This window comes from Flavobacterium flevense (assembly GCF_900142775.1).
Classification (GTDB): domain Bacteria; phylum Bacteroidota; class Bacteroidia; order Flavobacteriales; family Flavobacteriaceae; genus Flavobacterium; species Flavobacterium flevense.
In genome coordinates this window covers 159970-185846 of the sequence record NZ_FRCC01000004.1, presented here as the reverse complement: position 1 = coordinate 185846, position 25877 = coordinate 159970, and the positions used below count along the sequence as shown (strand labels likewise).

The window sequence follows — 25877 nt, the reverse complement described above, 5'->3', positions numbered from 1 at the left end:
CAAAAACAGGATAGTACAGGATTCTCATACAAGATTAAAAAGCTAATATTGATGTATAAATAATTTGGCTTATTTAAAAGCAAATTCATTTTTTTTAGCATTTAGAAAAAGAAATTTCATCCTTTTTGGAAAATTATAATTTAGTTTTTAGTTTAGTTTTAGTGTGAGTTTTTAGTTTTAAGCCCTACCATTTATGCTAGGGCTTTTGAATTATAAAAGAAAAATTAATAGCAATGAAAATCAAAACTTTATGTATTAGTCTAAATTCAAAACACATTTTGATGATGATGCTATTCTCTTTGATGAGCATCGCTGCCAAATCCCAGGATAACAGAAGCTTTCAGATTTTTCAGTTTCCAGCCAATAAAATCCCAACCATTGACGGTAATAATGAAGATTGGAAAATAGTTCCTAAAAATTATGTTACAGGCATGGATCAATTGTGGGATGACAGTGGAAAACAACCCAAAGCCGACCCAAAAAATCTGGATGTTAGTGTAAAAGTAGGCTGGGTAAAAGGACTCAATCGTTTGTATTTTCTTTATGAAGCTTATGATGATTATTGGGATTTTTCACTTCCCGGATTACACAATGATACTTTCGAATTAATAGTCGATGCGGATCAGTCAGGAGGACCATTTATTGATCGTTTTCATCCAAATCCTGCACTGACTAATACCATGGATGCTTATTTCTCCTACCACGGAGTGCATGCACAAAACTATCATATTTTTACTCCTGCCGTAGATAAAGACTGGACTATGGTTTGGGGAAGCCAGCCGTGGATTAAAAATTTACCTTATGCAAATGCATCTTATCATTATGATTTTAAACCCGGACAAGGCGGAAAACTAACATTAGAATTCTGGATTACCCCTTTTGATTATGCCGGAAATGATCCGTCCAGAGCAGTGGAATCTATTTTAACCGAAAATAAAAACATCGATCTTTGCTGGGCAATAATCGATTATGATGATGTGAATAAAACCGAAAACAACGGTTTTTGGAACCTTTCCAAAGAACACAAAATGTACGGAAACGCTTCCTACAGCCTGCCTTTTAAACTAATGCCTTTGGAAAAGCAATTCAAAAAAGATATTGAAGCCAAATGGTCGCATAAAATTATAAACATGAACAAAAGAGAAGTCACTTTCTTTGATGAATCGGAAGGTGAAATCAACTCCTGGAATTGGGATTTTGGAGACGGAACTACCGCTACCACTCAAAATCCTATTCATCAGTATAAAGAAGCTGGCAAATATGTTGTAATTTTAAAAGTTCAAGGATCAAAAGGGACTTCTCAACTATCAAAAGTATGGGATGTTGCCGTAAAATAATAGCTATTAATCTATCTAACCACCAAAATTTAAGTACATGAAAACCAAACCATTCTCAACTGGAATTAAAATAGGCGTTGCAGCAGTCATAATGGCAATCCCAACATTGGCAAATGCACAACAACCTGCTAATGATGTTACCGCACCATTGCATCTTTTACAACCGGATTACCCAACACCTTACGGAGCAAAATCAACACAGGAAATTAAAGCGACGATTGATAAAATATATGCTTTTTTAGAAAAAACAACTCCTGCCAGTTTGATAGATAGTAAAACAAAACAAGAAGTTACTGATTTAAAAAAACTGGACGAAAACACCATTTTTGCTCCGGGAACTTTTAGATTGACCAGTTATGAATGGGGTGTAACTTATGCAGCAATGCTTCTTGCAACTGAAGCAACCGGAGATCAAAAATATGCTGATTATACCAATAAAAGATTAAAATTAATCGCTGATATCGCACCGTATTACAAGAAAGAAATTCAAAAAAACCCTAAGTTTCCTTCCCCAATTCATGGATTTTTAACACCACATGCTCTTGATGATGGTGGTGCTGTTACGGCTTCCATGATTAAAGCACAAAGAGCGGGTTTAAAAGCTGATTTAAAACCATTGATTGATCATTTCATGAATTACATCAGTACTAAAGAATTTCGCCTGACCGATGGAACTTTAGCCAGAAACAGACCGCAACCCAACACTTTATGGCTGGATGATTTGTTCATGTCGGTTCCTGCTTTGGCACAAATGGGGAAACTAACAGGCGACGTGAAATATTATGATGATGCCGTGAAACAAGTGAAACAATTCTCAGACAGAATGTACAACAGCGAGAAAAACTTATACATGCACGGATGGGTACAATCAATGGAAGAGCATCCGCAGTTTCATTGGGCTCGTGCCAATGGTTGGGCAGTGATGACTTTGGTCGAATTATTAGAAGTTTTACCAAAAGACCACCCTGGATACAATGGGGTTTTAAATCAATTAAGAGCACACATCAAAGGACTGGTTGCTTATCAGGACGGTACCGGTTTTTGGCATCAATTGATTGATCGCAATGACACTTACTTAGAAACTTCGGCAACTGCTATTTATGCTTTTTCTATTACTCGCGCCATCAACAGAGGCTATATTGACAAAGCAGCTTATGCTCCGGCAGCTTTATTAGCCTGGAATGCTGTTGCCACAAAAGTAAACGACAAAGGAGAAGTAGAAGGAACTTGTGTAGGAACCGGAATGGGATTTGACCCGGCCTTTTACTACTATCGACCAATCAATGTATTTGCAGCTCATGGTTATGGTCCTGTGATTTTAGCAGGTTCAGAAATTATTATAATGCTTAAAAACAATGAATTCGAAATCAACGACAGCTCCTTACAATTAAAACCTAGTAAATAAATTTTAAAAATATCATTTCATGAACAGCCTCATCATCAACAGCATAGTAGCATTATCAACTTGCTTTTTATCTTTTGGTCAGCCAAAAAAAGAAAAAAACAATTCTCCTGCTACACCTAATTTTGTAGTTATTGTTGCTGATGATGCCGGCTGGAATGATGTAGGTTATAATGGTTCCGAAATTCATACTCCTAATATTGATTGGTTAGCTAAAAATGGTGCCCAACTCAATCGTTTGTACGCTGCTCCTACCTGTTCTCCATCAAGAGCTAGTTTTTTTACAGGAAGACCTTCCAGCCGTATGGGAATTGTAGCTCCTATAAGCGACAAAAGTAATTTAAGTCTTCCCAGCGATGTGACCACTTTACCACAAGCTTTACACCAACAAAATTACCAAACGGCTTTGTTTGGAAAATGGCATTTGGGCTTGAATCCATCCAGCGGACCTAAAGCCTATGGTTTTGATTATTCTTATGGCTTTTTACACGGACAAATAGATCAATATTCTCACGAATACAAAAACGGAGATCCTAGTTGGCATCGAAATGGCGAATTCATAACCGAAAAAGGACATGTTACTGATTTGGTCGAAAACGAAGCAATTTCCTGGCTTAAAACTAAAAGAGATCCCTCTAAAAACTTTTACATTCAGCTGAGTTATAGCGCTCCGCATTTTCCTTTGCAGGAAGAAGACAAATGGAAAAAGCCCTATTTAAAAACCATCAAAAATAATTCCCGAAGAGATTATGCTGCTGCTATGGCACATTTAGATTACAGCATCGGGCAAATCCTAAAAGCCTTAAAACAACAGCATTTAGACAAGAATACCGTTATTATTTTTATGAGCGATAATGGCGCTATGGACAAATGGATTCCGGGAAACCAATATAAAGGAAGACATGCAGCCAATGACGTTTTAGGGAGTAATTATCCGTTGCGGGACTGGAAAACTTCTAATTACGAAGGAGCAATACGTGTTCCCGCCATCATCTATTGGAAAAACAAAATCAATCCTTCTTTAAACCAAAACTACATTTCGGTTACTGATTTAATGCCTACAATTTTGTCTTTGGCTGGAGCCAAATCACTTCCTAAAACTATAGAAGGAAAAAACATTTGGAATTCGATAATTTCTAATGATTCTATACCTAATCAATCTATTTATATCCGTGGGCATTTACAGGAAAGTATCATTGAAAAACCCTGGAAATTAATCCGAACAAGACATAAAAACAGCCCAACTGTTTTTGAACTTTTTAATATCGAAAAAGATCCTGAGGAGAAAGAAAACGTATTACAAATCCATCCTAATATTGCTGATAAATTAAAACAAGGTTTAGAAGTTCAATTTAGTAAAGATGCTACAGAAGTAAATTCAGCCGGAGAATAAATTAATCGGATAACAATCAGTGAAAATCTGTTTCATTTGTTTCATCCGTGTGCCAATATTAAATTTAAAAACAGTTCTAAGTTGTTCGAAAATCAAAACTAAATTATCCAAAACTATCTCCATTTTATCAATTTACACTATTTCAACTTAAAATCAGGCAAGTACAGGATACAATTTCAATATAAAATAAAGATTTTCGAAAATAAAATCAATTGTAATGAAACAATACCACATCATTTTAAGTTCGCTGTTATTTTTGCTTTTTGCATGTAAACCAACAGCGCAAGTCGGCAGTCATTCCAAAGATTTTAAACCGGATTGGATCAACAAAGTGGGTGCCAAAGAAAATAAATTCAACTCCAAAATTTATTATGCAAATGATTACGGAGCTATTAATGATGGTAAAACACTTTCGACTAAAAGTATTCAGAAAGCTATAGACGAATGCAGTAAAAATGGCGGTGGAACCCTTACTTTCAAACCTGGAAATTACTTAACAGGTTCCTTATTTATCAAAGAAGGCGTTCATTTTAATGTGCCAAAAGACGTAACTATTTTAGGTAGCGAAAATATTGCCGATTATCTCGAAATTGATACTCGGGTGGCAGGAATCGAAATGAAATGGCCAGCAGCTTTGATCAATGTTTTAGATCAAAAAAATGTAACACTGGATGGCGAAGGAACTATTGATGGTCAGGGAAAAGTATATTGGGATTACTACTGGAATTTACGCAAAGAATACGAAGCCAAAGACTTGCGATGGATTGTAGATTATGATGCCAAGCGTCCAAGAACCATTTTAATCACGAATTCTAAAAATGTATTTCTAAAAGATTTAAACATTCAAAGAGCAGGATTTTGGACGGTTCAGGTTTTGTATTCAGAATATGTAACCGTTGATGGCATCAAAATAAGAAACAACATTGGCGGACACGGACCAAGCACCGATGGAATAGATATTGATTCGTCAAAATGGATCTTAGTTCAAAACTGCGATATTGATTGTAATGATGATAATTTTTGTCTAAAAGCAGGACGCGACTGGGACGGATTAAGAGTCAACCGCCCAACAGAATATGTGGTGGTACGCGATTGCATTGCCCGTCAGGGTGCAGGATTATTCACTCTGGGCAGTGAAACTTCAGGAAGCATTCGTCATGTCTATGTTTCCAACATTCAGGGATACGGCACTAAAAACGGATTAAATATAAAATCAGCTACTAATCGAGGCGGAACGGTAGAAGACATTTATATGGAAAATATAAAAATGGAAAGTGTAGGTACTTTTATCACCATTTCGATGAATTGGAATCCCGCTTACAGCTATTCTAAACTTCCTGCAGGTTACACCGAAGAAACGCTACCTCCACACTGGAAAAAAATGCTTACTAAAGTGGAACCGGAGTCAAAAGGAATTCCAAGTTTTAGAAACATTCATCTGAAAAACATTGACATCAAAGGAGCCAAAAAAGCGATTTCAGTAGCAGGATTAGAAGAATCCATTGTAGAAAATGTAACGCTAAAAGATGTGCACATTACAGCCGAAACTGCCGGAAGCATTAAATACAGCAGCAACTGGATGCTGGACAATGTAACTATAAATGCATTGGATCATTCGACGATAAAAATTGAAAACACTAAAAATGTAGATTTTTCAAAATCTGTAAACAAATAAAAAATAAAGCCACGAATTCACTAATTTAAGTATTGAGGTTTAGCATCAAAAAATTATTTATTATTTCACAAATTAAAATAAAATTTGAGAAATAAAAAGGATAATAAACAACAAATAAAATTCGTGACCCGAGCGATAGCGAATAGACGAAGTAATTCGTGGCAAAAAAAAAATAATTCTATAATGAAGTTTAAAGTTTCTATTTCTCTTATTTGTCTTTCTTTTGCTATACCCAATCTGACTGCTCAAAGTCAAAATGTATGGCATGGAGAAGCACGAAAAATCCATTACGCACCCGAAGGCAAAAGTTTCGTTCTAAAAAACGGAACCCGAAAATTCAATCGTGCTTTATACGGTAACAATACTGCTTTTAGAGTTGAAGCCGGAGATTTACCTGAATTTGCTACTTACATGCCAGGAATGGGTGGGAATTTGAAACTGGGAATTATCAACGGTAAAAACAGCAAATGGATTACCGAAGCCGATAAAATAAACACCAAATATACTCCCGGAATTGTAGAATATGAGATAAACGATGCTTTACTTGGTAAATCTTCATTGACGATTCAAGTTGTAGCTTTGGCAGACAGCGATGGTTTTATCTTAAAAGTTATTGGCAATAATATCCCTGAAAACATTTCGTTGGTTTGGGCTTATGGTGGAGCCAGCGGAAAAAAATTCTCCAGAAACGGAGACATTGGTGGTGATCCTGAATCGGTGTTTTACTTGCATCCGGAATATTGTATCAACAATAAATACTTAATTAATAAAAACAGTTTTACGCTTTCCTATGGTTCTGAAAGCAGTAAAAAAGTAACCGAAAACACGCAAATAATGAATGCTGTTTTCCCGGATTCAAAAACGCATTTGTCCAGTGCTAATTTCTTAAAAACACCTTTAGAAAATTACACTTCTAAAGTAGATTCAGCTCCAATGATTATTGGACAATTGAACCAATTTTCGAAAGAAGGAAATTATTGGCTGTTTGAAAACACTGCAAAAATTGACAATACAAGCCAAAAAGCAATAGCCGAAAAATTCCAAAAAGCCCTTGCACAAAGCGAAGTTTTGGCAAACCGAATTAAAGTGAACACTCCTGACCCTTACATCAATACTTTGGGCGGAGCATTAGCCATGGCTGCGGATGCTATTTGGGAAAATCCGGCTTATTTACACGGAGCAATTGCCTGGCGTATGCACTTAAATGCCTGGCGTGGTGCTTATGTTGCTGATCCTTTAGGTTGGCACGACAGAGCAAAAACCCATTTTGAAAGTTATGGAAAATCGCAAGTTACTGAGCCTGAAACGGGTCCGGTTGTACCTGATACAGTTAGAAATTATGCCCGCCAATTAGAAAAAATTGGTACTTCGATGTTTAGCAGTGGTTACATTAGTCGCCATCCAAACCGAAATGACGTAGCGCATCATTATGATATGAATCTGGTTTTTATTGACCAGTTAATTCGTCATTTTAAATGGACTGGCGATATCGATTTCCTGAAAAAAATGTGGCCTGTTATCAAAAGACATTTGGCTTGGGAAAAAAGAAATTATGATGTAGATGGCGATGGCATGTATGATGCCTATGCAGCGATCTGGGCGAGTGACGGTTTGGGCTACAGTGGTGGTGGCGTAACCTACACTTCCGCATACAATTATTATGCGAATAAAATGGCTGCTGAATTAGCTCCAATTGTGGGCGAAGACGGCTCTTCTTATGCCAAAGAAGCGGCACACATTCATCAGGCCATTCAGCAAAAATTATGGAAAAATAACAAAGGTATTTTTGCGGAATACAAAGACCTATTAGGCAACCAACTGACGCATGATACACCCGGAATCTGGACGGTTTACCACGCTTTAGACAGTGAAATAGCCAATCCTTTTCAGGCGTATCAGGCGTTACGATTTGTAGATACCGAAATTCCTCATATTCCCGTTGCTGCAGAAGGTTTGGATAAAGACAATTTGGAATTAATTTCCACCACAAACTGGCAACCCTACACCTGGTCTGTCAATAATGTGGCACTTGCCGAAATTTTGCACACCGCATTAGCGTACTGGCAAGGCGGACAATCGGAAAAAGCATACCAACTTTGGGAAAGTGGTTTAATCGAAAGCATGTATCTGGGTGCCTGTCCGGGAGGATTTGAACAATTATTATTTCAGGATGCCATTCGTGGCGAATTGTACCGCGATTTTGCCGATCCAGTTGGGATGACTGGACGAACATTAGTAGAAGGACTTTTCGGAATTCAGCCTGATGCGCTTAAAAACACTTTAACCATACAGCCGGGCTTACCAAAAGCCTGGAATCATGCTTCGCTTGAAATTCCTGACATAGCTTTTTCTTTCGAAAGAAAAAACGATACTGACATTTACCAAATTACACCTCATTTTTCGACAAAAATGAACTTAAATTTAATAGTCAACGCTACTCATTCAACAATTAGCAAAGTGATTGTTAATGGAAAAGAAGTACCATGGAAAATGATTGACGGAACAGTTGGCAGCCCAAAAATAAGTATCGAAAATCCGTATGCTGGTTCCTACAAAATTGAGATTGTGTGGAGTAACGAAACCTTAGAGCAACTGGCTCCAATTTCGTCCATTTGCGAAGGCGAAAACATTCGTATTGCAACAAAAAACGCTAGTATTTTAGAAATAAAAGATACTCAAAATGCATTAAAAAATCCGGTTATCAATACTAATGAAATTACTGCGGTGGCGAATACTATTGGCAACAAATCATTTTTTGTAAAACTAAAACAAAAAGAAATGATTTGGTGGCAGGCCATTGATATTAACATCAAACCTAATCTCGAAGTAATTTCGAATGCGATACAAGGAGAAAATGCTGTAGTAATTATCAAAAACAATACTGAAAAAGCGGTAAACGGTTTCTTTATTTCGAATCAAAAAGGAAGCAAAACGAAATTTAGTTTACAAACCAATTCAGAAAACAACATGGAAATTCCGTTAGGTCAATTGGATTCAGGAACGAATCAGCTGGAAATGAATTTAGAAGATGGAACTACAACAAAATTGAGTTTTACCAACTGGGACATTGCAAGTAATGCTAAAGCAAAATGGGAAGCTGTAAAACTAGACGCGTTTTTTAATGATAAAATCACGAATATTTTCGAAAACAAATACATGAGTCCAAGAGCACAATCGCCAAGTCTTCAAATCCCAACACAGGGAATCGGGAACTGGTGTTATCCTTTTATAAAACCTATAATTGACGACTCCGGATTAAGAGCCAAAGCAGGAACGAATAATCAGATTATTAGTCCGCAAGGTGTTCCGTTTACAACGCCTTCAACTGATAAAAATATCGCTTTTGTCTCGCAATGGGATAATTTCCCTAATGCGCTTTCAATCCCGCTGTCGGGAACGGCATCTCAGGCTTATTTGATGATGGCTGGAACGACAAATCCAATGCAAAGCCGTTTTATTAACGGTGAAATTATAGTGACTTACAGCGATGGAAGCAGCGAAAAACTGGAACTTAAAAATCCGGAAAACTGGTGGCCAATAGAGCAGGATTATTATACTGATGGTTATGCTTTTACTACTAATGCGCAAAAACCTCCAAGAGTGTATTTAAAAACCGGAAACATCACACGCGATTTCAAAGATTTTAAATCCATAAAAGGATTCAGTGATTTTGGTGTAGAAGGCGGTGCCGGAACAATTATTGATATACCGCTGAACAAAAATAAAACGCTAAAAAATATAGAAATTAAAGCCATTGCCAATGAAGTCATTATTGGAATTATGAGTTTAACGTTAAACAGAAACTAAGTATGAATAGAAAAGAATTTTTAGGCACCACTTTGTTGGCTTCATTAGCAGCCATGCTTCCTGTGCATGCTCATGATTTTTTAACTATCGACCAGGAACCAAAACTATCCGATTTTGCCAAAAGCTTATCGCCAGTAGGTCGCGCCTTAGAATTTGAAGATTACTATGTGTGGTGCAACAGTCCTATTGAAGGACCGGATAGAAAGATTCATGTGTTTTTTTCCCGTTGGCCTAAATCCAAAGGTATGAGCGGATGGATTAACAGTTCTGAAATTGCTCATGCTGTTGCTAATACACCCGAAGGCCCTTATGAATATGTGAGTACAGTGCTTTCGCCAAGAGGTGAAGGTTATTGGGATGCAACCACTTGTCACAATCCAAGCATTCATTTTGTAGATGGAAAATATGCCTTGTTTTTTTTAGGAAATTCTAATGGAAAAATGAATACCAAACGCATTGGTCTGGCTACAGCTGATTCGCTTTACGGGCCATGGACAAGACCGGACGAACCTTTATTATTACCCGGAAAAGAAGGGCAATGGGACGATTTATTGACTACCAATCCTTCGTTTATCAAACATCCTAATGGAGAGTATTGGTTGTATTACAAATCGCTGGATACGGATGGTTATGTTCATCCAAAATTTGAAACCAAAGGAAACCGAAAATATGGTTTGGCTACAGCCAAATCTCTGGAAGGACCTTATACCAAATATGAAGGAAATCCTGTGGTTGATTTTCATACTATGGGAAACAATCAGCAATGTGAAGATGCTTATGTATGGTTTGAAAACGGCAAATTTAAAATGCTGGCTCGGGATATGGGAGTCTTTGGCATGGACAAAGGATTGTATATGGAATCCAAAGATGGTAAACACTGGTCAGAACCCTTGATAGGTTATCAGGAACTGAGTAAATATATCACACAAGCTCCTGCTCCAAAACATTTAAACCGATACGGCAGAGTCGAAAGACCCCAACTCTTATTTCAAGACGGAAAGCCTACTTACCTATTTACCGCTTCGCAAGGCGGAAAATATGAAACCGCTTCCGCTTTTATTTTTAAAATCAATCAAAAATTATAATATATGAAAAAAGTATTCATCACACTCTCCTTGTGTTTGTTATTAACCACAGCAAAAGCACAGGATAAAATTGACCGAAAAGCATTAGTAAGCAGACATAATGTAAATATCACAAAAATTGACACTTTAAATTCGTTATCAGTTGGTAACGGAACTTTTGCGTTTACCGTTGATGCTACCGGTTTACAAACGTTCCCGGATTATTATCAGGCGGGTGTTCCGTTAGGTACGCAATCCGAATGGGGATGGGATGCTGTTCCCAACACCGAAAATTATAAGTTTGAAGAAACACTGAGAGACTTTGACCAGAATGGCAGAAAAGTTCCTTATTCTGTTCAGCAAAAAACACCGGAGCATGCTGCAAAAGCCGTAGAATATTTCCGTGCCAATGCACACCGATTGCAACTGGGGAATTTAGGTTTTGAATTCTACAAAAATGACGGAACACTGGCAAAACCATCTGATATTAAAAACATTAAACAAGTTCTTAATGTGTGGACAGGTGAAATCGAAAGTACTTTTACTTTTGAAGGAACTCCTGTAAAAGTCTGGACCGCTTCGCATCAGGAAAAAGATGTTATTGGAGTCAAAGTTGCTTCTGATTTAATGAAAAAAGGACAATTGAAAATCCGCCTTCGTATTCCTTTCCCAACCATGAAATGGGGAGACAATGGAAACCAATGGAAATCTGATTTCAAATACACCAGCACCCTTTCGAACAATGGAAAAAACGAAGCTATTGTATCACACAAGATGGATTCGATAACTTATAATATTGGTTTAAAATGGAAAGGAAATGCAGCTATTGCTCAAAAAGAAGCGCATTATTATCTTTTAACTCCTTCTAAAAGCAACCAATTTGAATTCAGTTGCGAATTTGCACCAGCTCATAAAGGAAAATTAAGTATTCCGGATGTTGCAGCGGTACAATCGAGCAGCGTTGCCGGATGGGGAAAATTCTGGAAAAGCGGTGCTGCAGTTGATTTTTCACAATGTACTGATGAACGCGCTTTTGAATTAGAAAGAAGAGTAATTTTATCGCAATACTTAACCAAATTGCAATGTACAGGAAATGAACCGCCACAGGAAACGGGGCTGACTTACAACAGCTGGTACGGAAAACCCCACTTAGAAATGCACTGGTGGCATGGAGTTCATTTTCCGTTATGGGGAAGAGCTGGTTTGTTAGAAAAAAGTTTGCCTTGGTACAACAAAGTCTATGACAATGCTAAAAAAATTGCCGAAAGGCAAGGTTTTGAAGGCGTAAGATGGCAAAAAATGACTGATCCGGATGGTAACGAAGCACCATCTTCTATTGGAGCATTATTAATTTGGCAACAGCCACACTTTATTACTTATGCCGAATTAATGTACCGCAAATACAAAGACAAAGCTACTTTAGATTTATACAAAAAACGTGTTTTTGCTACGGCTGATTTTATGGCTTCTTTTGCTTATTATGACAAAGAGAAAAAAAGGTATATTCTGGGGCCTGGAGTAATTCCTGCTCAAGAACGTTTTAAAGCCGTTGAAACTTTCAACCCAACTTATGAATTGGCGTATTGGAACTGGGCTTTAAACACCGCTTTAGAATGGAAAAAACGTTTAGGAGAACCGGAAGTAGCCAAATGGAAAGATGTTATTGCTCAATTATCTAAACTTCCTGTTCAGGAAAATGTATATTTAGCTACCGAAAGCGCTACCGATTCTTATACGAATCCGGAATACAAAACCGACCATCCATCCGTTTTTGGAACCTACGGAATGTTGCCGGAAACGACTTTGTTAGACAAAAAAATCATGAAGAATACCTTCGATTTGATTTGGAAAACATGGTCATGGGAAGACACTTGGGGATGGGATTTTCCAATGACAGCTATGACAGCAGCTCGTTTAGGAATGCGTGACAAAGCGGTTGATGCGTTGTTTATGAAAGTGCAAACCAATACTTATTTGGCTAACGGACACAATTATCAGGAAGATCGTTTACCAATTTATCTTCCGGGAAATGGAGGATTACTTACAACCGTAGCCATGATGTGTGCCGGTTGGGATGGTACTACCGAAAAAAATCCGGGTTTCCCTAAAGATGGAAAATGGAATGTACGCTGGGAAGGTCTTGAAAAAATGTTTTAGTAAGTTAAATCCTGAGAATTAAAAACTCTCAGGATTTTTTTTTAAATTTTCTTTTTTGCTTGATCAAAAAAGAAACAAAAAAATCAAGTCTTACGCACCCTCGTCGGTCAAATCAGTTTTCGAATACTAAAAGAAAATAACTCGCTGCGCTCAAACAGATTTTCTTTTTACGTATTCTTCAAACATTTGACACTCGACTGCGGATGCTAAGGACGTTTACACCTGATATAAACTACATTAAATTTTTAGATGATTTAAACCTTAAGCCTTATTTAAAGTCCAAAAGACAATTTAATCAAAACCCTATTAACCAATTTAACCACCAAAATGAAAAAATACCTGATAGCATTACTGGCTTTTCAGCTGTCGAGCACTTTATTATTCAGTCAAAGGCAAATGGAATCCTTAGACAGAGGGCTAATTGCCGTAAAAGAAAACGGACGCTTTTATGTTAGCTGGAGAGTTTTAGGAACCGATGCTGATAATTTAGCTTTTAACTTGTATCGAAAAAGCGGAACCAACACTCCCATTCGTGTCAACGACAAACCTATTTCTGACGCAACCAATCTAATTGATGAAAAAGCCAATCCCACTGAAAACAATAGCTGGTTTGTAAAAACTGTTGTAAACGGAGTCGAAAAACAAACAAAAGGAAGTTTCAGCATTCCGGCCAATAGTCCCGATAAAAACTATTTATCCATTCCGTTAAAAGGGATATCCGGTTATACTCCTAACGACTGTTCTACGGGAGATTTAGACGGAGACGGACGTTATGATTTAGTGGTTCACATGGCGGGTGCTGGGAAAGACAATTCTTTTACAGGAATAAGCGACACTCCTGTTTTTCAAGCCTACACCTTAGAGGGGAAATTTTTATGGGAAATTAATTTAGGCAAAAACATTCGCGAAGGTGCCCATTATACCCAATTCATGGTCTATGATTTAGACGGTGATGGCATAGCCGAATTGGTTTGTAAAACTGCCGATGGTACGACTGATAGTGCCAACAATGTGGTGGGAGACGCATCAAAAGACTGGCGGGATTTGAATAAAAATTCACCCACTTATGGTAAAATTTTACAAGGCCTGGAATACCTGACTGTTTTTGACGGAAAAACAGGGAAAATTGTCCACACTGTTCCTTATATTCCTGAAAGAGGCGACATAGGAAAATGGGGTGGAAAAGGCGGAAACGGAAAAAACGATAACACCGGAAACAGAGTCGATCGTTTTACGGCTTGTATTGCCTATCTTGACGGTGTACATCCAAGTGTGGTGATGTGCAGAGGATATTATGGTCGAATTGTGATGGCCGCCTGGGATTTTAAAGACAAACAATTAACTTCAAAATGGGTTTTTGACAGTAAAAATGGAGGAAATCCTTATTCGGGAATGGGGAATCACGGACTCTCTGTAGCCGATGTAGATCATGACGGAAAAGACGAAATTATCTTTGGTGCTATGGTTGTTGACAATGATGGAAAAGGCTTGTACACCACCGGTTTCAGACATGGGGATGCACTTCATGTAAGCGATTTAGATCCCGAAATTCCCGGTCAGGAAGTTTTTGGCGTACACGAAATCGAAGAAGGCACTAAAGGTCCCGGAGTAGCTTTGTTCTCGGCTGCCGATGGAAAAGTATTGTTTACCGCAATGGAAGATCAGGATATAGGAAGAGGTGTTGCTGATAACATTGATTCGAGCAGAGTGGGTGCTCAAATGTGGTGGTCAGGTTCTAAAGGTTTGTATGACATCAAAGGGAATAAAATTGGGGAAGCACCTCGTTCTACCAATTTCTTAATTTACTGGGATGGCGATGCTTCGAGAGAAATTTTAAATTCGAATTATATTGACAAATACGGAAAAGGCAGAATTTTCACTGCCGAAGGTGCCCGTTCTAATAATGGTTCAAAATCAACTCCTGCCCTTTCGGCTGATATACTGGGCGATTGGAGAGAAGAGTTGATTTTAAGAAGTGAAGACAATAGTGAATTGCGGATCTATTCTACCACAATTCCAACCGCAATCAGACAATATACGCTAATGCACGATTCGCAATATCGTTTAGCGATAGCCTGGCAAAATGTAGGTTACAATCAGCCGCCACATACCAGTTTTTATATGGGAACCGGAATGAAACCAGCTCCAAAACCGAATATTAAATTGGTTCCTTAATAGGTATTTTATTTTAAATGAAAGCCACGAATTCACGAATTAAATTTTTTATAATTAGTGAATTCGTGGCTCTGTTTTTAACTGCATTAAAAAAAATATTCTATACGTCTGTCAGAGACAGAATAACTCAAAGCCGGAGACTCCATCTGGTGCTCGTTTGCAACGAGTACCTACTTACTTTTAAGAACAAAATGAAGCGTTTGCAACGCGGTTCTTAAAAACCCTTACCCGTCCAAACAATAATTTTTCACGCAGATTCTACAGATTTTCGCAGATTTTTTTTAAATAATTTTTCTGCGAAAATCTGCAAAATCTGCGTGCCTTTTTATCTATGACAGCTCCGCAAAGTCTCCGACTTTGAGGTAGTGACAATCGGTTTTTAACCGATACTTTTTACGTCTGTCAGAGACAGATTAACGCATCCTCAAAGTCACAGACTTTGCGGAGCTGAGAAAGCCACGAATTCACGAATTTTAATAATTTAATTCGTGAATTCGTGGCTCTATTTTTACCTGCCTTACAAAACAATATTCTATACGTCTGTCAGAGACAGACTAACGCATCCTCAAAGTCACAGACTTTGCGGAGCTGAGCAGCTGAGAAATTATCGAATTGTTTTCCAAAAATCATCCTTAGGAAGGATATTCTTCAAAGTATATTTTGCAGCTTCTTCTTTTGTTAATTGATGTGACCAGGAAACTCTTTTATTCGTTTTTGCTCCTTTTCCTTTGTTCTTATATTCCGCATAAAAAGTAGTTTTCGTTTTATCAGGAAAACGCTCATCTGCCCATGGATTCCAACCTTCCGGCAAAATATGGCTTCCTAATTTTGATTTTATAAATACTGTTTTAGCATAAGGACGCCACGGACGGCCTAAGAAAACTTTGGTCACATTGGCATCAGCAATCAATACGCAATTAAAAAAAACATAACCAAATTCCTGATTTTCGGGAGTAGATGCTGCTGTAATATAGGAATCTTTTTTACTGCGAATAGTACAATCTACAAATACTGCTCTGGCTGGACCAAAAATAAAATCAGTTGTCCCATCGATATAGCAATTTTCATAGTATTGATAATACCCATCACCGTCAGTCAGCAAAGTATCCTGACAACCTAAAATATTCGAATTTCTTATTATAAAACGATTCCCTTTTGCACACAAAGAAACCGCTTGCCCTTTTTCGCACCAGGAATTTTCAATGGTCAAGTTTTCTATTTGAACATCATCGGCGCGAACTAAAAGTGTGTAGGAATCGGAAGTTCCAAAATTTCGATTCGAATTTGGATTTGGTTTTCCTGAATAATCATCATTGGTAATAATCGTATTTTCTTTATCCTCACCTATTAATTTCAATCCTGGTTTAGATGACAGAATAACTAACTTCTCTTTATAAATTCCTTTTTTAATATAAATTTCAACAGCTCCTTCATCGGTATTTGCTGCATCAATTGCAGCCTGAACGGTTTTGAAATCACCGCTTCCATCCTGAGCAACTATTAACTTTTTATCTGAATCTAATTTTAATTCTGCACCAAAACTAACATTCGAAAAAACACAAAAAAACAATACTAAAATATACTTCATCGTCTAATAATTTAATTATACATTCTTTCAATAAAGAACATAGCGAACTCCAAAAATAAAGAAAAAAACTCAGTTTTCGGTAATCGATTACAAGCTATAAAAAACACGAAATAGCTTCTTATTTAGAAGTTATTATCTTATTTTAGACGGCTATTAAAAAACCGTCAAAACTTCTTCAAAATAATCATTTAATGAAAAACAAAATCCAAAATTCACTTCTAATAGTATTTGTCTTTACAACACAACTTTTTTGGAGTCAGGAAAGCAAAAACAGCTTTCTTATTGCCAACAAAAATGAAGTTTCATCCATTTACATCGATCAAAATACAGACCAACTAGTGGTTTGGGCAGTAAATGAACTGGCAAACGACATTCAGGAGATCACAGGGCAAAAACCTGAGATTATTTCGACTCAAAAAACGACTTCTAAAAGCGGAATTTACATTGGACAAATTGATGAAAATCTTTTAAAAAATTATAAAAAAACAAATAAAAATTTATCCGGCTCCTGGGAAAAATTCAGCATCAGTAACACAAAAAACAATTTGTACATTGTAGGAAGTGATGTTCGCGGAACGGTTTACGGAATTTTTGAAACTGCCGAAAAATTAGGGATTTCACCATGGAAATGGTGGGCTGATGTAAACCCTATTAAAAAAGAAACATTAGTTTTGAATCTTCCTGCTGGCGGCGTTACCGAAAATCCTTCGGTGCAATTTCGTGGGATATTCTTAAACGATGAAGACTGGGGATTGCAACCCTGGGCGGCTAAAACATTCGAAAAAGAAACGGGGGATATTGGTCCTAAAACCTATGAAAAAATATTTCAATTACTGTTGCGTTTGAAAGCCAACACGATTTGGCCAGCGATGCACGAATCGACTAAAGCATTTTTTAAAATCGAAGGTAACAAAGAAATGGCTCAAAAATACCATATTCTGCTGGGAACTTCGCATGCCGAACCCATGTTGAGAAACAATGTTGACGAGTGGAAAAAAGAAACCATGGGTGCTTTTAATTATTTTACCAATAGCGAAAACATCAATAAATATTGGCAAGATCGTTTGAATGAAGTTCGTGATAGCAAAGCAGAAGCCTCTTTCACACTTGGAATTCGCGGGGTTCATGACAGCCAGATGGAAGGTGCTAAAAGTACTGAAGAAGCTAAAGAAATGGTTGAAAAAGTCATTACTAAACAACGCGAAATGCTGGCTTCGACCTTTAAAAAACCCATTACTTCTATTCCGCAAGTAATGATTCCGTATAAAGAAGTTTTAGAATTGTACAACAAAGGACTTAAGGTTCCTGAAGATGTGACACTGATGTGGACGGATGATAACTACGGTTATATCAGACGAATTAGCGACGAAAAAGAGCAAAAAAGAATTGGCGGCGGCGGTATTTATTACCATCTAAGTTATTGGGGAAGACCGCATGATTATTTGTGGTTATCCACGGCACAACCCGGTTTAATTTGGTCAGAAATGTCAAAGGCTTACGCCAATGGAGATCAAAAAATGTGGATTGTGAATGTAGGCGATATCAAACCTGCCGAATATGATTTGGAATTTTTCATGGATTTAGCTTGGGATATCAACTCCATAAAACCGGATGGAATCAATGAGCATTTGACAAACTGGGCAGCAAGAGAATTTAACGATGCCGTTGCTAATGAGGTAAGCCATATAATGAGCGAATATTACCGATTAGCCATGTTGAGAAAACCCGAATTCATGGGCTGGAGCCAAACAGAACCTACTACCCAAATTAATCCTTCTGAATTTACTGTTGATGAAGCCAAACGAAGAATCCAACTTTATGATGAATTAGTTGAAAAAGTAAATGGTTTGTCTGTATCTATTCCTAATGAACGAAAAGATGCCTGGTTCCAGTTGGTTGTATATCCTGTAAAAGCAGCCACTTATATCAATCATAAATTTCTCTATTGGAAATTATCTTTAGAAAGTAAAGACGAAACAGAAAAGGAAAAATTCGAAAATTTATCGAAAGAAGGTTTCGAGCAAATTGAAAAATTGACTCAGTATTACAATACCGGAATGAGTAATGGAAAATGGAACAATATGATGAGTATGGCACCGAGAAAATTGCCTGTTTTTGAACCCATAAAATATGATAACACCCAAAAAATTGAAGAAAGCAAAACTAATACAACTGAATTAATTGCCATTCAGGCAAAGGATTTTACAGCAAGTCAAGGCGCTAAAAATTACCAATGGAAACTGATTGAAGGATTTGGCTACAGCAATGCTGCTATCACGCTGTTTCCTTTAAAATCAAGTTATTTTGAAACCGAAAAACCTTCGGTAACTTATACTTTCGAAACTAAAAAAACAGGAGAATACGAAATTGAAGTTCGCTTTATTCCCACGCATGCTAACAATTCAGATCATCAGGCGACTATTTCATTCGATGGAAAAACTTCTGAAACATTCAAGCTAAACAGCTATGACAGAAACGCTGCATGGAAAGCGAATGTATTGCGGAATGCTGCTATTTTTAGGCTTCCGGTAACAATAGAAAACACAGGAAAACACACTATAAAAATCGAGGTAAATCAAACCGGAATTGTAATTGACCAATTAGCCATTTTCCCAAAAGGACAAAAAAAATATGAGATACCGTTTGATTAAGGGTATCTCATATTTTAAAACTTATTCTAATTTTTTTTAGTTCGTCACTTCGAGTGATTTTGAATGATAATGCGATAGCTTTATTGTTCAAAATTGTATCGAGAAGTCATTCTAAATTATAGTTCTCTATATTATCAATGACGTTTTTGTCAAAGGTAAAAAATTAGATTTTCCAATTTTCTTTTTTGCTTGATCAAAAAAGAAACAAAAAAATCAAGTCTTACACTTCCTCGTCGGTCAAATTAGTTTTCAAATGCTAAAAGAAAAGAACTCGTCCCGAAGCATCGGGACTCAAACAACTTTTCTTTTTACGCATTCTTCAAACATTTGACACTCGACTGCGGACGTTAAGGACAACTAAAACACAAAAACTAATTTATTTACTCCACTGCATCTGAAGGCAAACTATCAATTTCTTTTTTACTTAAAACAAAATCTCTAATCTTGCTTCCTTTTAGGTTTCTTAACTCTTCTGCAGCGGTCTCGGCAACAATATTAGCTCCTGCTCTACCGGTATGGGTATGATCTTTAGGATAAAATTCTTTTACTTTTTCCGGTCCTAAAGCTTCAAATTTTTGAGCTACTTTTTTACTTAAATTGATATAATCTGCTTTTTCAAGCTCTGCTACTTGTTGCGACCATTTAATATATGTTTCGTCTCTTTGTTCCACTTTTCCGTTTGGCCATTCGTTTCTTGGAGTCAAACTCATCACAATTGGAGTCGCTTCTTTTTCTCTGGCTTCACGAATGTATTTCTTCATATACCAACCGTAAGTATGCACCGTTTCCATCAAACTGTCTGCACGATTGACTACTTGGGTTTCATCGCCAATTCCGTTGATAGAACCTCTAAATTTTTCTTTGTCAATTTTACCGGCATCGTTATGTCCAAACTGAATAATAACGAAATCTTCCGGCTGGATTTCTTTTTTGGTTTTCTCCCAAAGTCCTTCAAAATCAAAAGTACGTGAACTTCTTCCACCTCTGGCTTTGTTGACGATATTCACTCTGGTAGTGTCAAAATAGCGAGGTAACATCACACCCCAGCCTACTGCATTTTCATTTTTGTTATCTGCCATTGTAGAATCACCAATCAGGAAAATATTAATTTTTCGAGGCAATTTGATTTTCGGGTTTTCCAGAATATACTTTTTTAAAGGATTTTTAGAAACTTGCAAACCTTCAATTATAGAAGTTGCAGCTACCACAGCTCCTTTTGCTGATGGATGGGTATGGTCTTTTTTATAAAAATACGTTCCAGTTACCTTTGCTTCGCCAAATTGCTCTAACTTTTTAGCCATTCGATCATTCAAATCAATAAATGTTACTTTTTCCTGATCTGCAATTTGCTTTGCCCATAATCCGTAAGAAGTATTGTTTCTTGGCAATTTTCCGTCTTTCCAGGTATTTCTTGGAATTGGTGACATCACCACCGGAATAGCTCCTTTTTCTTTCGCTTCTTTTACTATTTTACGAATGTACCAGCCGTAGCTATGTACTGTTTCGCGTTTTTTAGTAATCAAATTATCAATTTCTTCCGTTTTTTCAGAAATTCCTTTTATGGTACCTCTGGCCCTTATGGTATCATTTAGCGGTCCGTCATCATTATGACCAAATTGGATTAAAACATAATCCCCTTTTTTCAGTTTTTTATACACCGCATCCCATAAGCCTAAATTCTGATAGGTTCTGGTACTTGTTCCTCCCAGTGCATGATTTTCTACTGTGACTTTAGTACTGTCTAAAAACTGCCCTATGTAATCGCCCCAGCCCCAAAGACCTCCTGTTCCATCGCCACGACCATTTTTAACCGTAGAATCTCCTACCGTATAAACTGTTATTTTTTGTTGTGCATCAGCCTTAAATTGCACTAAAAAAAGTGCTAAAAAGGCAAATAACATTAATTTATTATTCTTCATTTTTTAGTATTTGTTGTTATACTTCTTCTCTATTTTTGTACCCACGAATTCTCGAATAATTTTTATTTATTAATTTTCTTTCTATATAATTGTCACAAATACAATTCGACTTTGTCGAAATTAATTAGCGTAATCTGGCAATAATATTTAAAAAATTATTCGAGAATTCGTGTCAAAATAAATTATTATTTATCTAAAATCGAACCATAAATTCATCTGAATTCCTTCGTCTCCACTTTTAATTCGGATACTTGCCGGCTGACTGTGTGGCCCGTGATGCTCAATTGGTTTAAAGGAACGCATGGCCGGAATTTCATACATAAACGAAATATTTCCTTCCGGGAAAGCGGGTTGCGGATAAGCACCTTCAAAAGCATTTTTAGGTAAATCCGGAGTAAATAATCTTAAAAACACTTTTTCGGAAGCCGAAAACATTTTAAAACTATTATTTCCTTTAGCTTTTAAAGCTCCTCCATAAAAATCAGCATGATAGCCTTTAAATTCCGGTAATACCATGTTTTCAAAACTTTCTCCCGGAATGGTTTGATTGTATTCTTTCTCCCAAATTCCATAAGTCGTTCCCTGAATTCTGTTTTTCCAGACATGATAAGGTCCTTTCCCAAGCCATTTCATACTCTCTACTCCTTCTTCAGGAAAATCAAAAGTAATACCAAAAGCATCTACTTTATCCTGAAAAAATGCACCATCAAAACCATTATTAGCTCCTGCATCTTTAAGCGCTAACATTTCCATTTTCAATCGCCCATCGGCAGTCATGGTCCATTTGATATTTTTGATTCCTCCTTTATAATTCACTGTAACTACAGCATTATTATTTTCTACAGCAGATTCAATATTTTTCACTTCGGCTATCATCCCAATTGGTGTTGGCCCATTGGTCAAAGGCACAATTCCGTTTTTATTTTTAACTGTAGTGATTTTTCCAGTTTTTTTATCGAATGTAACCTGAACTTCTTTGCTAATCAATGTAACCGAAGCAGCTTCGTCTTTGATACTCACTTTTGCTTTTGATTCTTTTTTCAATAAAAATTTCTCAGCAAAGTAATCGGCTTTGTGAATAGTCCAGGTCCAGGTATAGATTTCTCTTCCGTGCTGGTCATGAGCGGTAATTTCTACCCAGTCTCCTTCGAAAAAGTTTGCTCCAACAGGCATTTTTATCTTCGAAGTTTCACCTGGTTCAATACTTGGAATTTCAATTTTTCCTTTCTCTAAAATAGAACTGGTATTTTTACCGTAAAAAGCCTCTTTGTCTCCCTTAACCACTTTGTACTCCATCGTACAAGTGTTTAGATCACTAAAAATATAATCGTTACTAATAAAAAACGAACCATCAAACTTAGAAGTAATACTTACTGGCGCAAACTGAATAGGTGCCCAGATTTCCTTAATAGCATAAAAACTCCCTTCTTTTTCACGGTGAGGACCAAGAACTCCATCGGCAGCCAGAGATCCTTTCGAATCAAATTGTTCTTTTCCTGTCCAGTCACTTCTTTTAACTGCTTCATCACAAAAAACCCAGATAAATCCACCGGCAAACAAAGGGCTTTCCTTAAAATGATTCCAGAAATCCTGTAATCCGGCACCACCGCCATTATCATACGTAGCATGCATAAACTCTGTTGGAAAAAAGACATTTTCTCCTTTTACAAAACGATGAATCCCGGTTTGATACGCCGGATAGTGGTGTACATCCCAACCATCATAATCGGACCAAGGATGAATTACAATACGTTTTTGAGGATCTAAATCTCTGAAAACCTGATCTACTTTATAATTCCATCCGCCTTCGTTTCCGTTGTCCCATATAATAACGGATGCGTGATTGACATCGCGCGTTACCATTTCTGTTACTAATTTGGTTCCGGTCTCCGTATCATACGAATTTTGCCAACCTGCTAATTCATCCAAAACAAAAATTCCCAATGAATCACAAACTTGCAGAAAATGACTATCGGCAGGATAGTGACCACGTACGGCATTCATATTCATGTCTTTCAACAAATTGACATCCATAATACTCAAACGCTTGCTGGTGCTTCTGCCTGATTCCGGCCAAATTTCATGTCGGTTGATACCTTTCATGATGATTTTTTTACCGTTCACGTAGATTCCGTCTTTTTTGATGAATTCCAAAGTTCTGAAACCAATGCGTTCTGTAATTTCATGAATGGTTTTGCCGTTCTGTTTTAATTCTAATTTTAGATTATACAAATTAGGCGTTTCCGGACTCCAGGGTTTGATATTTGGAAACTGCATGCTAATGACTTTTTTAGCTTCTTTAGCATTCACATCAAAAGAATGTGTTCCAATAACTTTCTCACTTCCTACAGCAGTAATTGAAGCCGCAACAGTACTTTTTTCAGAAATATTCTGAAGATCTAAATGGGCATTCAAAGTTCCATCCATTTTAGCATCCACAGCAACGTGAGCGATATTTTCGTTTGCCATAATTTCCAGCCACACCGGACGGTAAATCCCTCCAAAAAGCCACCAATCGGCCTTTCTTTCGGCAGCATTAACGGAGTTATTAGCCGAATGTTTCGAAACATGTGCTTCTAAAACATTATTTCCTCCATAGTTCAACAATGACGAAATATCATATTTGAATTCGTAAAAACCACCCTGATGGATTGGTCCTGCCGATTTTCCGTTGATTTTAACTTCCGTATCCGTCATGGCTGCGCCAAAAACGATATAAATAACTTTTCCTTTATCGGAAGCAGCAATCTGGAATTCGTGTTTGTAAAAACCTTCTTCTTTACTAGGTTCTTTTTGATTTAATTCTTTGTACCAGCGACCATAGGTATATTCGCCAAAACCTTCCAATTCCCAGTTTGACGGTACATTAATTTTAGACCACTGCTTGCTGTTATTTCCGGCAGTACACATAAAATCCCATTTTACGGGATGTTCAAAATCCGTTCCCGAAAGGAAAACTTTTTTAGTTTGCTGTGCATTGGCGTTTATTACGCATAAGAATGGTAGCAATAATGCAACAGCAGTTTGTAATGATTTTTTTAAAAACATATTTTTTTGGTTATAAAAATTAATTTCCATCTGGTTTTACGATTTCAAAACGCTTACTCATAGGCAAAGTCCATTTTGCGAAAGCATTAGGATGATTTGGATTGTACGGAGGTACTTCTTTTAGAATATAATGTGCCAACGGACTATTTAAATCCCGAAGTCCTTTGATTACACAAAGTGCAATTTCATTGGCTCCAAAAGAGTTAAAATGCGTATTATCTTCTAATTTTTCCTTTTGTCCCGGAAAAGTATTAGCCGGATATTGAACAAAAGCTTTTCGGGAAGGCTCATCGCCCCAACTTTCATATAATGTAGTAGTCAGTTTTGAAATATCTACTAAAGGAACATTCATTTCCTGAGCCACTTTTCGCATCGCATCCGGATAATCACCGTGTGTTGGTTTTAAAGTTCCATCGGCATTAAAAGCACGACGTTGCACCGGAGTAATCAAAATAGGAAAAGCGCCTTTGTCTCTGGCTGCCTGAACATATTCTCGAATAGAAGCCGAATAAGATTCCCATGGACCTATTCCTTCCCCTTTTTCTTTTTCATCATTATGAGCAAATTCGACTATTAAATAATCACCCGGCTTGATAACTGATAAGACTTTCTCTAATCGCAAACTGGCTTTAAACGAGCGTAATGTTAATCCTGACGCAGCATAATTTGCTATAACAATATTTTTGTCAAAATAGTTCGTTATAAACTGTCCCCAGGAAGCCCAGGGTTCTAAATCCTGATCAGTTACTGTTGAATCACCAGCTAAATAAACGGTGGTTACCTCTTTTATTGGAATAATAGAAATACTCTTGATTGCAACAGTTCCCAAAAATTCCAAAGTTAGTTTATCATCCCAATTCAACTGTCCCAAATCCCTGTCTTTCAGTTTGATTTCAGCTGTTTCATTGATTTTAGGAGTTCTGACATTTACATTAAAAATTTTAGTAGTAGTTTCTCCTTTTTTAAGTGGATGCTGATCGAGCATCAATCTTCTTGATTCTGCTTTGATAGTCGTATTAGTATTTTGTACAGCACTACCATAAGTTACCGAAACCTGATAGTTTCCCTCCGGTAATTGTACCGAAAAATAGACAGGTGTATCAATAGAAAAAGAATCTGAATTTAATTTTACATTTTCAGCAGTATTAAAATCAAACCCATAACCCAGAGAGGAATCGTAATTTATTGTCTTATTAAGAATAAAGGCTTCTTTGGATCTTTTTACTTTTTTACCAAAGTAAAAAACTTTTTTTTCTGCTATTTCTTTTGAAACCGAAACCAGATTCTGAGAAATAGTAGCTGCTTTTGAAATAGGGTAACTGCATATTAAAAACAATAGCAAAACCATCTTGTTTTTTTGAATCATAAATCAAGCTTGTTTTAAAATAATTGACTAAAATACTGTATTCATCACAAATCAGTATCCTGCACTGTCTAGGTAATTCCGGATTAAGACAAATGCAACAAGACTGATTTGATATTTTTTGCTGTAAATCTTAAAACAAAAAGACAAAACCAGAACCAACACATTTTTTAGATAGAAATAGTACTGTTAAATATAAAAAACAAACTCCGAAATACCATTTCCAGATCTTATTTCAAATCTTTTTTTAGATAAAAACATTCATTTTTACAAAAAAACAGGAAAGTACAGGACACGT

General features: G+C 36.9%; 13 protein-coding genes. 9 read left to right on the top strand and 4 right to left on the bottom strand.

The genetic code is table 11. The features are described 5' to 3' along the window. Positions 1-233 precede the first annotated feature (233 nt). The 8 genes from BUB89_RS08775 (at position 234) to BUB89_RS08740 (ending at position 15010) form a co-directional block, all read left to right on the top strand. The gene (locus tag BUB89_RS08775) at positions 234-1337 is read left to right on the top strand and encodes a PKD domain-containing protein (RefSeq protein WP_141384378.1); all 1104 of its coding nucleotides are present in this window, start codon (positions 234-236) and stop codon (positions 1335-1337) included. A gap of 37 nt (positions 1338-1374) precedes the next feature. Then, a complete protein-coding gene (locus tag BUB89_RS08770; protein WP_234982594.1) occupies positions 1375-2742 on the top strand; it encodes a glycoside hydrolase family 88/105 protein in 1368 nt (455 codons plus the stop codon). 19 nt (positions 2743-2761) lie between these two features. Then, on the top strand, positions 2762-4132 hold the full coding sequence (locus BUB89_RS08765) for a sulfatase-like hydrolase/transferase (protein ID WP_073244094.1): 1371 nt from the start codon (positions 2762-2764) through the stop codon (positions 4130-4132). Between the two features lie 217 nt (positions 4133-4349). Then, a complete protein-coding gene (locus BUB89_RS08760) occupies positions 4350-5807 on the top strand; it encodes a glycoside hydrolase family 28 protein (RefSeq protein ID WP_073244092.1) in 1458 nt (485 codons plus the stop codon). Positions 5808-5990: 183 nt separating this feature from the next. Continuing rightward, positions 5991-9614 carry a DUF4450 domain-containing protein gene (locus BUB89_RS08755; protein ID WP_073244090.1) on the top strand — a complete coding sequence of 1208 codons (3624 nt, stop codon included), beginning with the start codon at positions 5991-5993 and terminating at the stop codon, positions 9612-9614. Positions 9615-9616: 2 nt separating this feature from the next. Continuing rightward, positions 9617-10699, top strand: a complete 1083-nt coding sequence (locus BUB89_RS08750) for a glycoside hydrolase family protein (protein WP_073244088.1) — start codon at positions 9617-9619, stop codon at positions 10697-10699. Positions 10700-10702: 3 nt separating this feature from the next. Next, positions 10703-12835: a hypothetical protein gene (locus BUB89_RS08745; protein ID WP_073244086.1), complete on the top strand. Its 2133-nt coding sequence runs from the start codon at positions 10703-10705 to the stop codon at positions 12833-12835. A gap of 327 nt (positions 12836-13162) precedes the next feature. After that, on the top strand, positions 13163-15010 hold the full coding sequence (locus tag BUB89_RS08740; RefSeq protein ID WP_073244084.1) for a rhamnogalacturonan lyase: 1848 nt from the start codon (positions 13163-13165) through the stop codon (positions 15008-15010). Positions 15011-15614: 604 nt separating this feature from the next. Here the strand turns inward: BUB89_RS08740 and BUB89_RS08735 are convergent. Continuing rightward, a complete protein-coding gene (locus BUB89_RS08735; RefSeq protein WP_073244082.1) occupies positions 15615-16598 on the bottom strand; it encodes a pectinesterase family protein in 984 nt (327 codons plus the stop codon). A gap of 191 nt (positions 16599-16789) precedes the next feature. On the opposite strand from BUB89_RS08735, the gene BUB89_RS08730 reads away from it, so the two are divergent. Beyond that, the gene (locus BUB89_RS08730) at positions 16790-19249 is read left to right on the top strand and encodes a glycosyl hydrolase 115 family protein (RefSeq protein WP_073244080.1); all 2460 of its coding nucleotides are present in this window, start codon (positions 16790-16792) and stop codon (positions 19247-19249) included. Between the two features lie 380 nt (positions 19250-19629). Here the strand turns inward: BUB89_RS08730 and BUB89_RS08725 are convergent, their stop codons facing one another. From BUB89_RS08725 to BUB89_RS08715, 3 genes are all read right to left on the bottom strand, one after another. Further along, positions 19630-21168 (bottom strand): rhamnogalacturonan acetylesterase, encoded by a 1539-nt coding sequence (locus BUB89_RS08725; RefSeq protein ID WP_073244078.1) that lies wholly within the window; start codon positions 21166-21168, stop codon positions 19630-19632. A gap of 189 nt (positions 21169-21357) precedes the next feature. Continuing rightward, positions 21358-24216, bottom strand: a complete 2859-nt coding sequence (locus BUB89_RS08720) for a glycoside hydrolase family 2 TIM barrel-domain containing protein (protein WP_073244381.1) — start codon at positions 24214-24216, stop codon at positions 21358-21360. A 19-nt stretch (positions 24217-24235) separates the two neighbouring features. Beyond that, entirely contained in the window at positions 24236-25582 is a 1347-nt protein-coding gene (locus BUB89_RS08715) for a rhamnogalacturonan acetylesterase (protein ID WP_083552624.1), read from the bottom strand. Positions 25583-25877 lie beyond the last annotated feature (295 nt).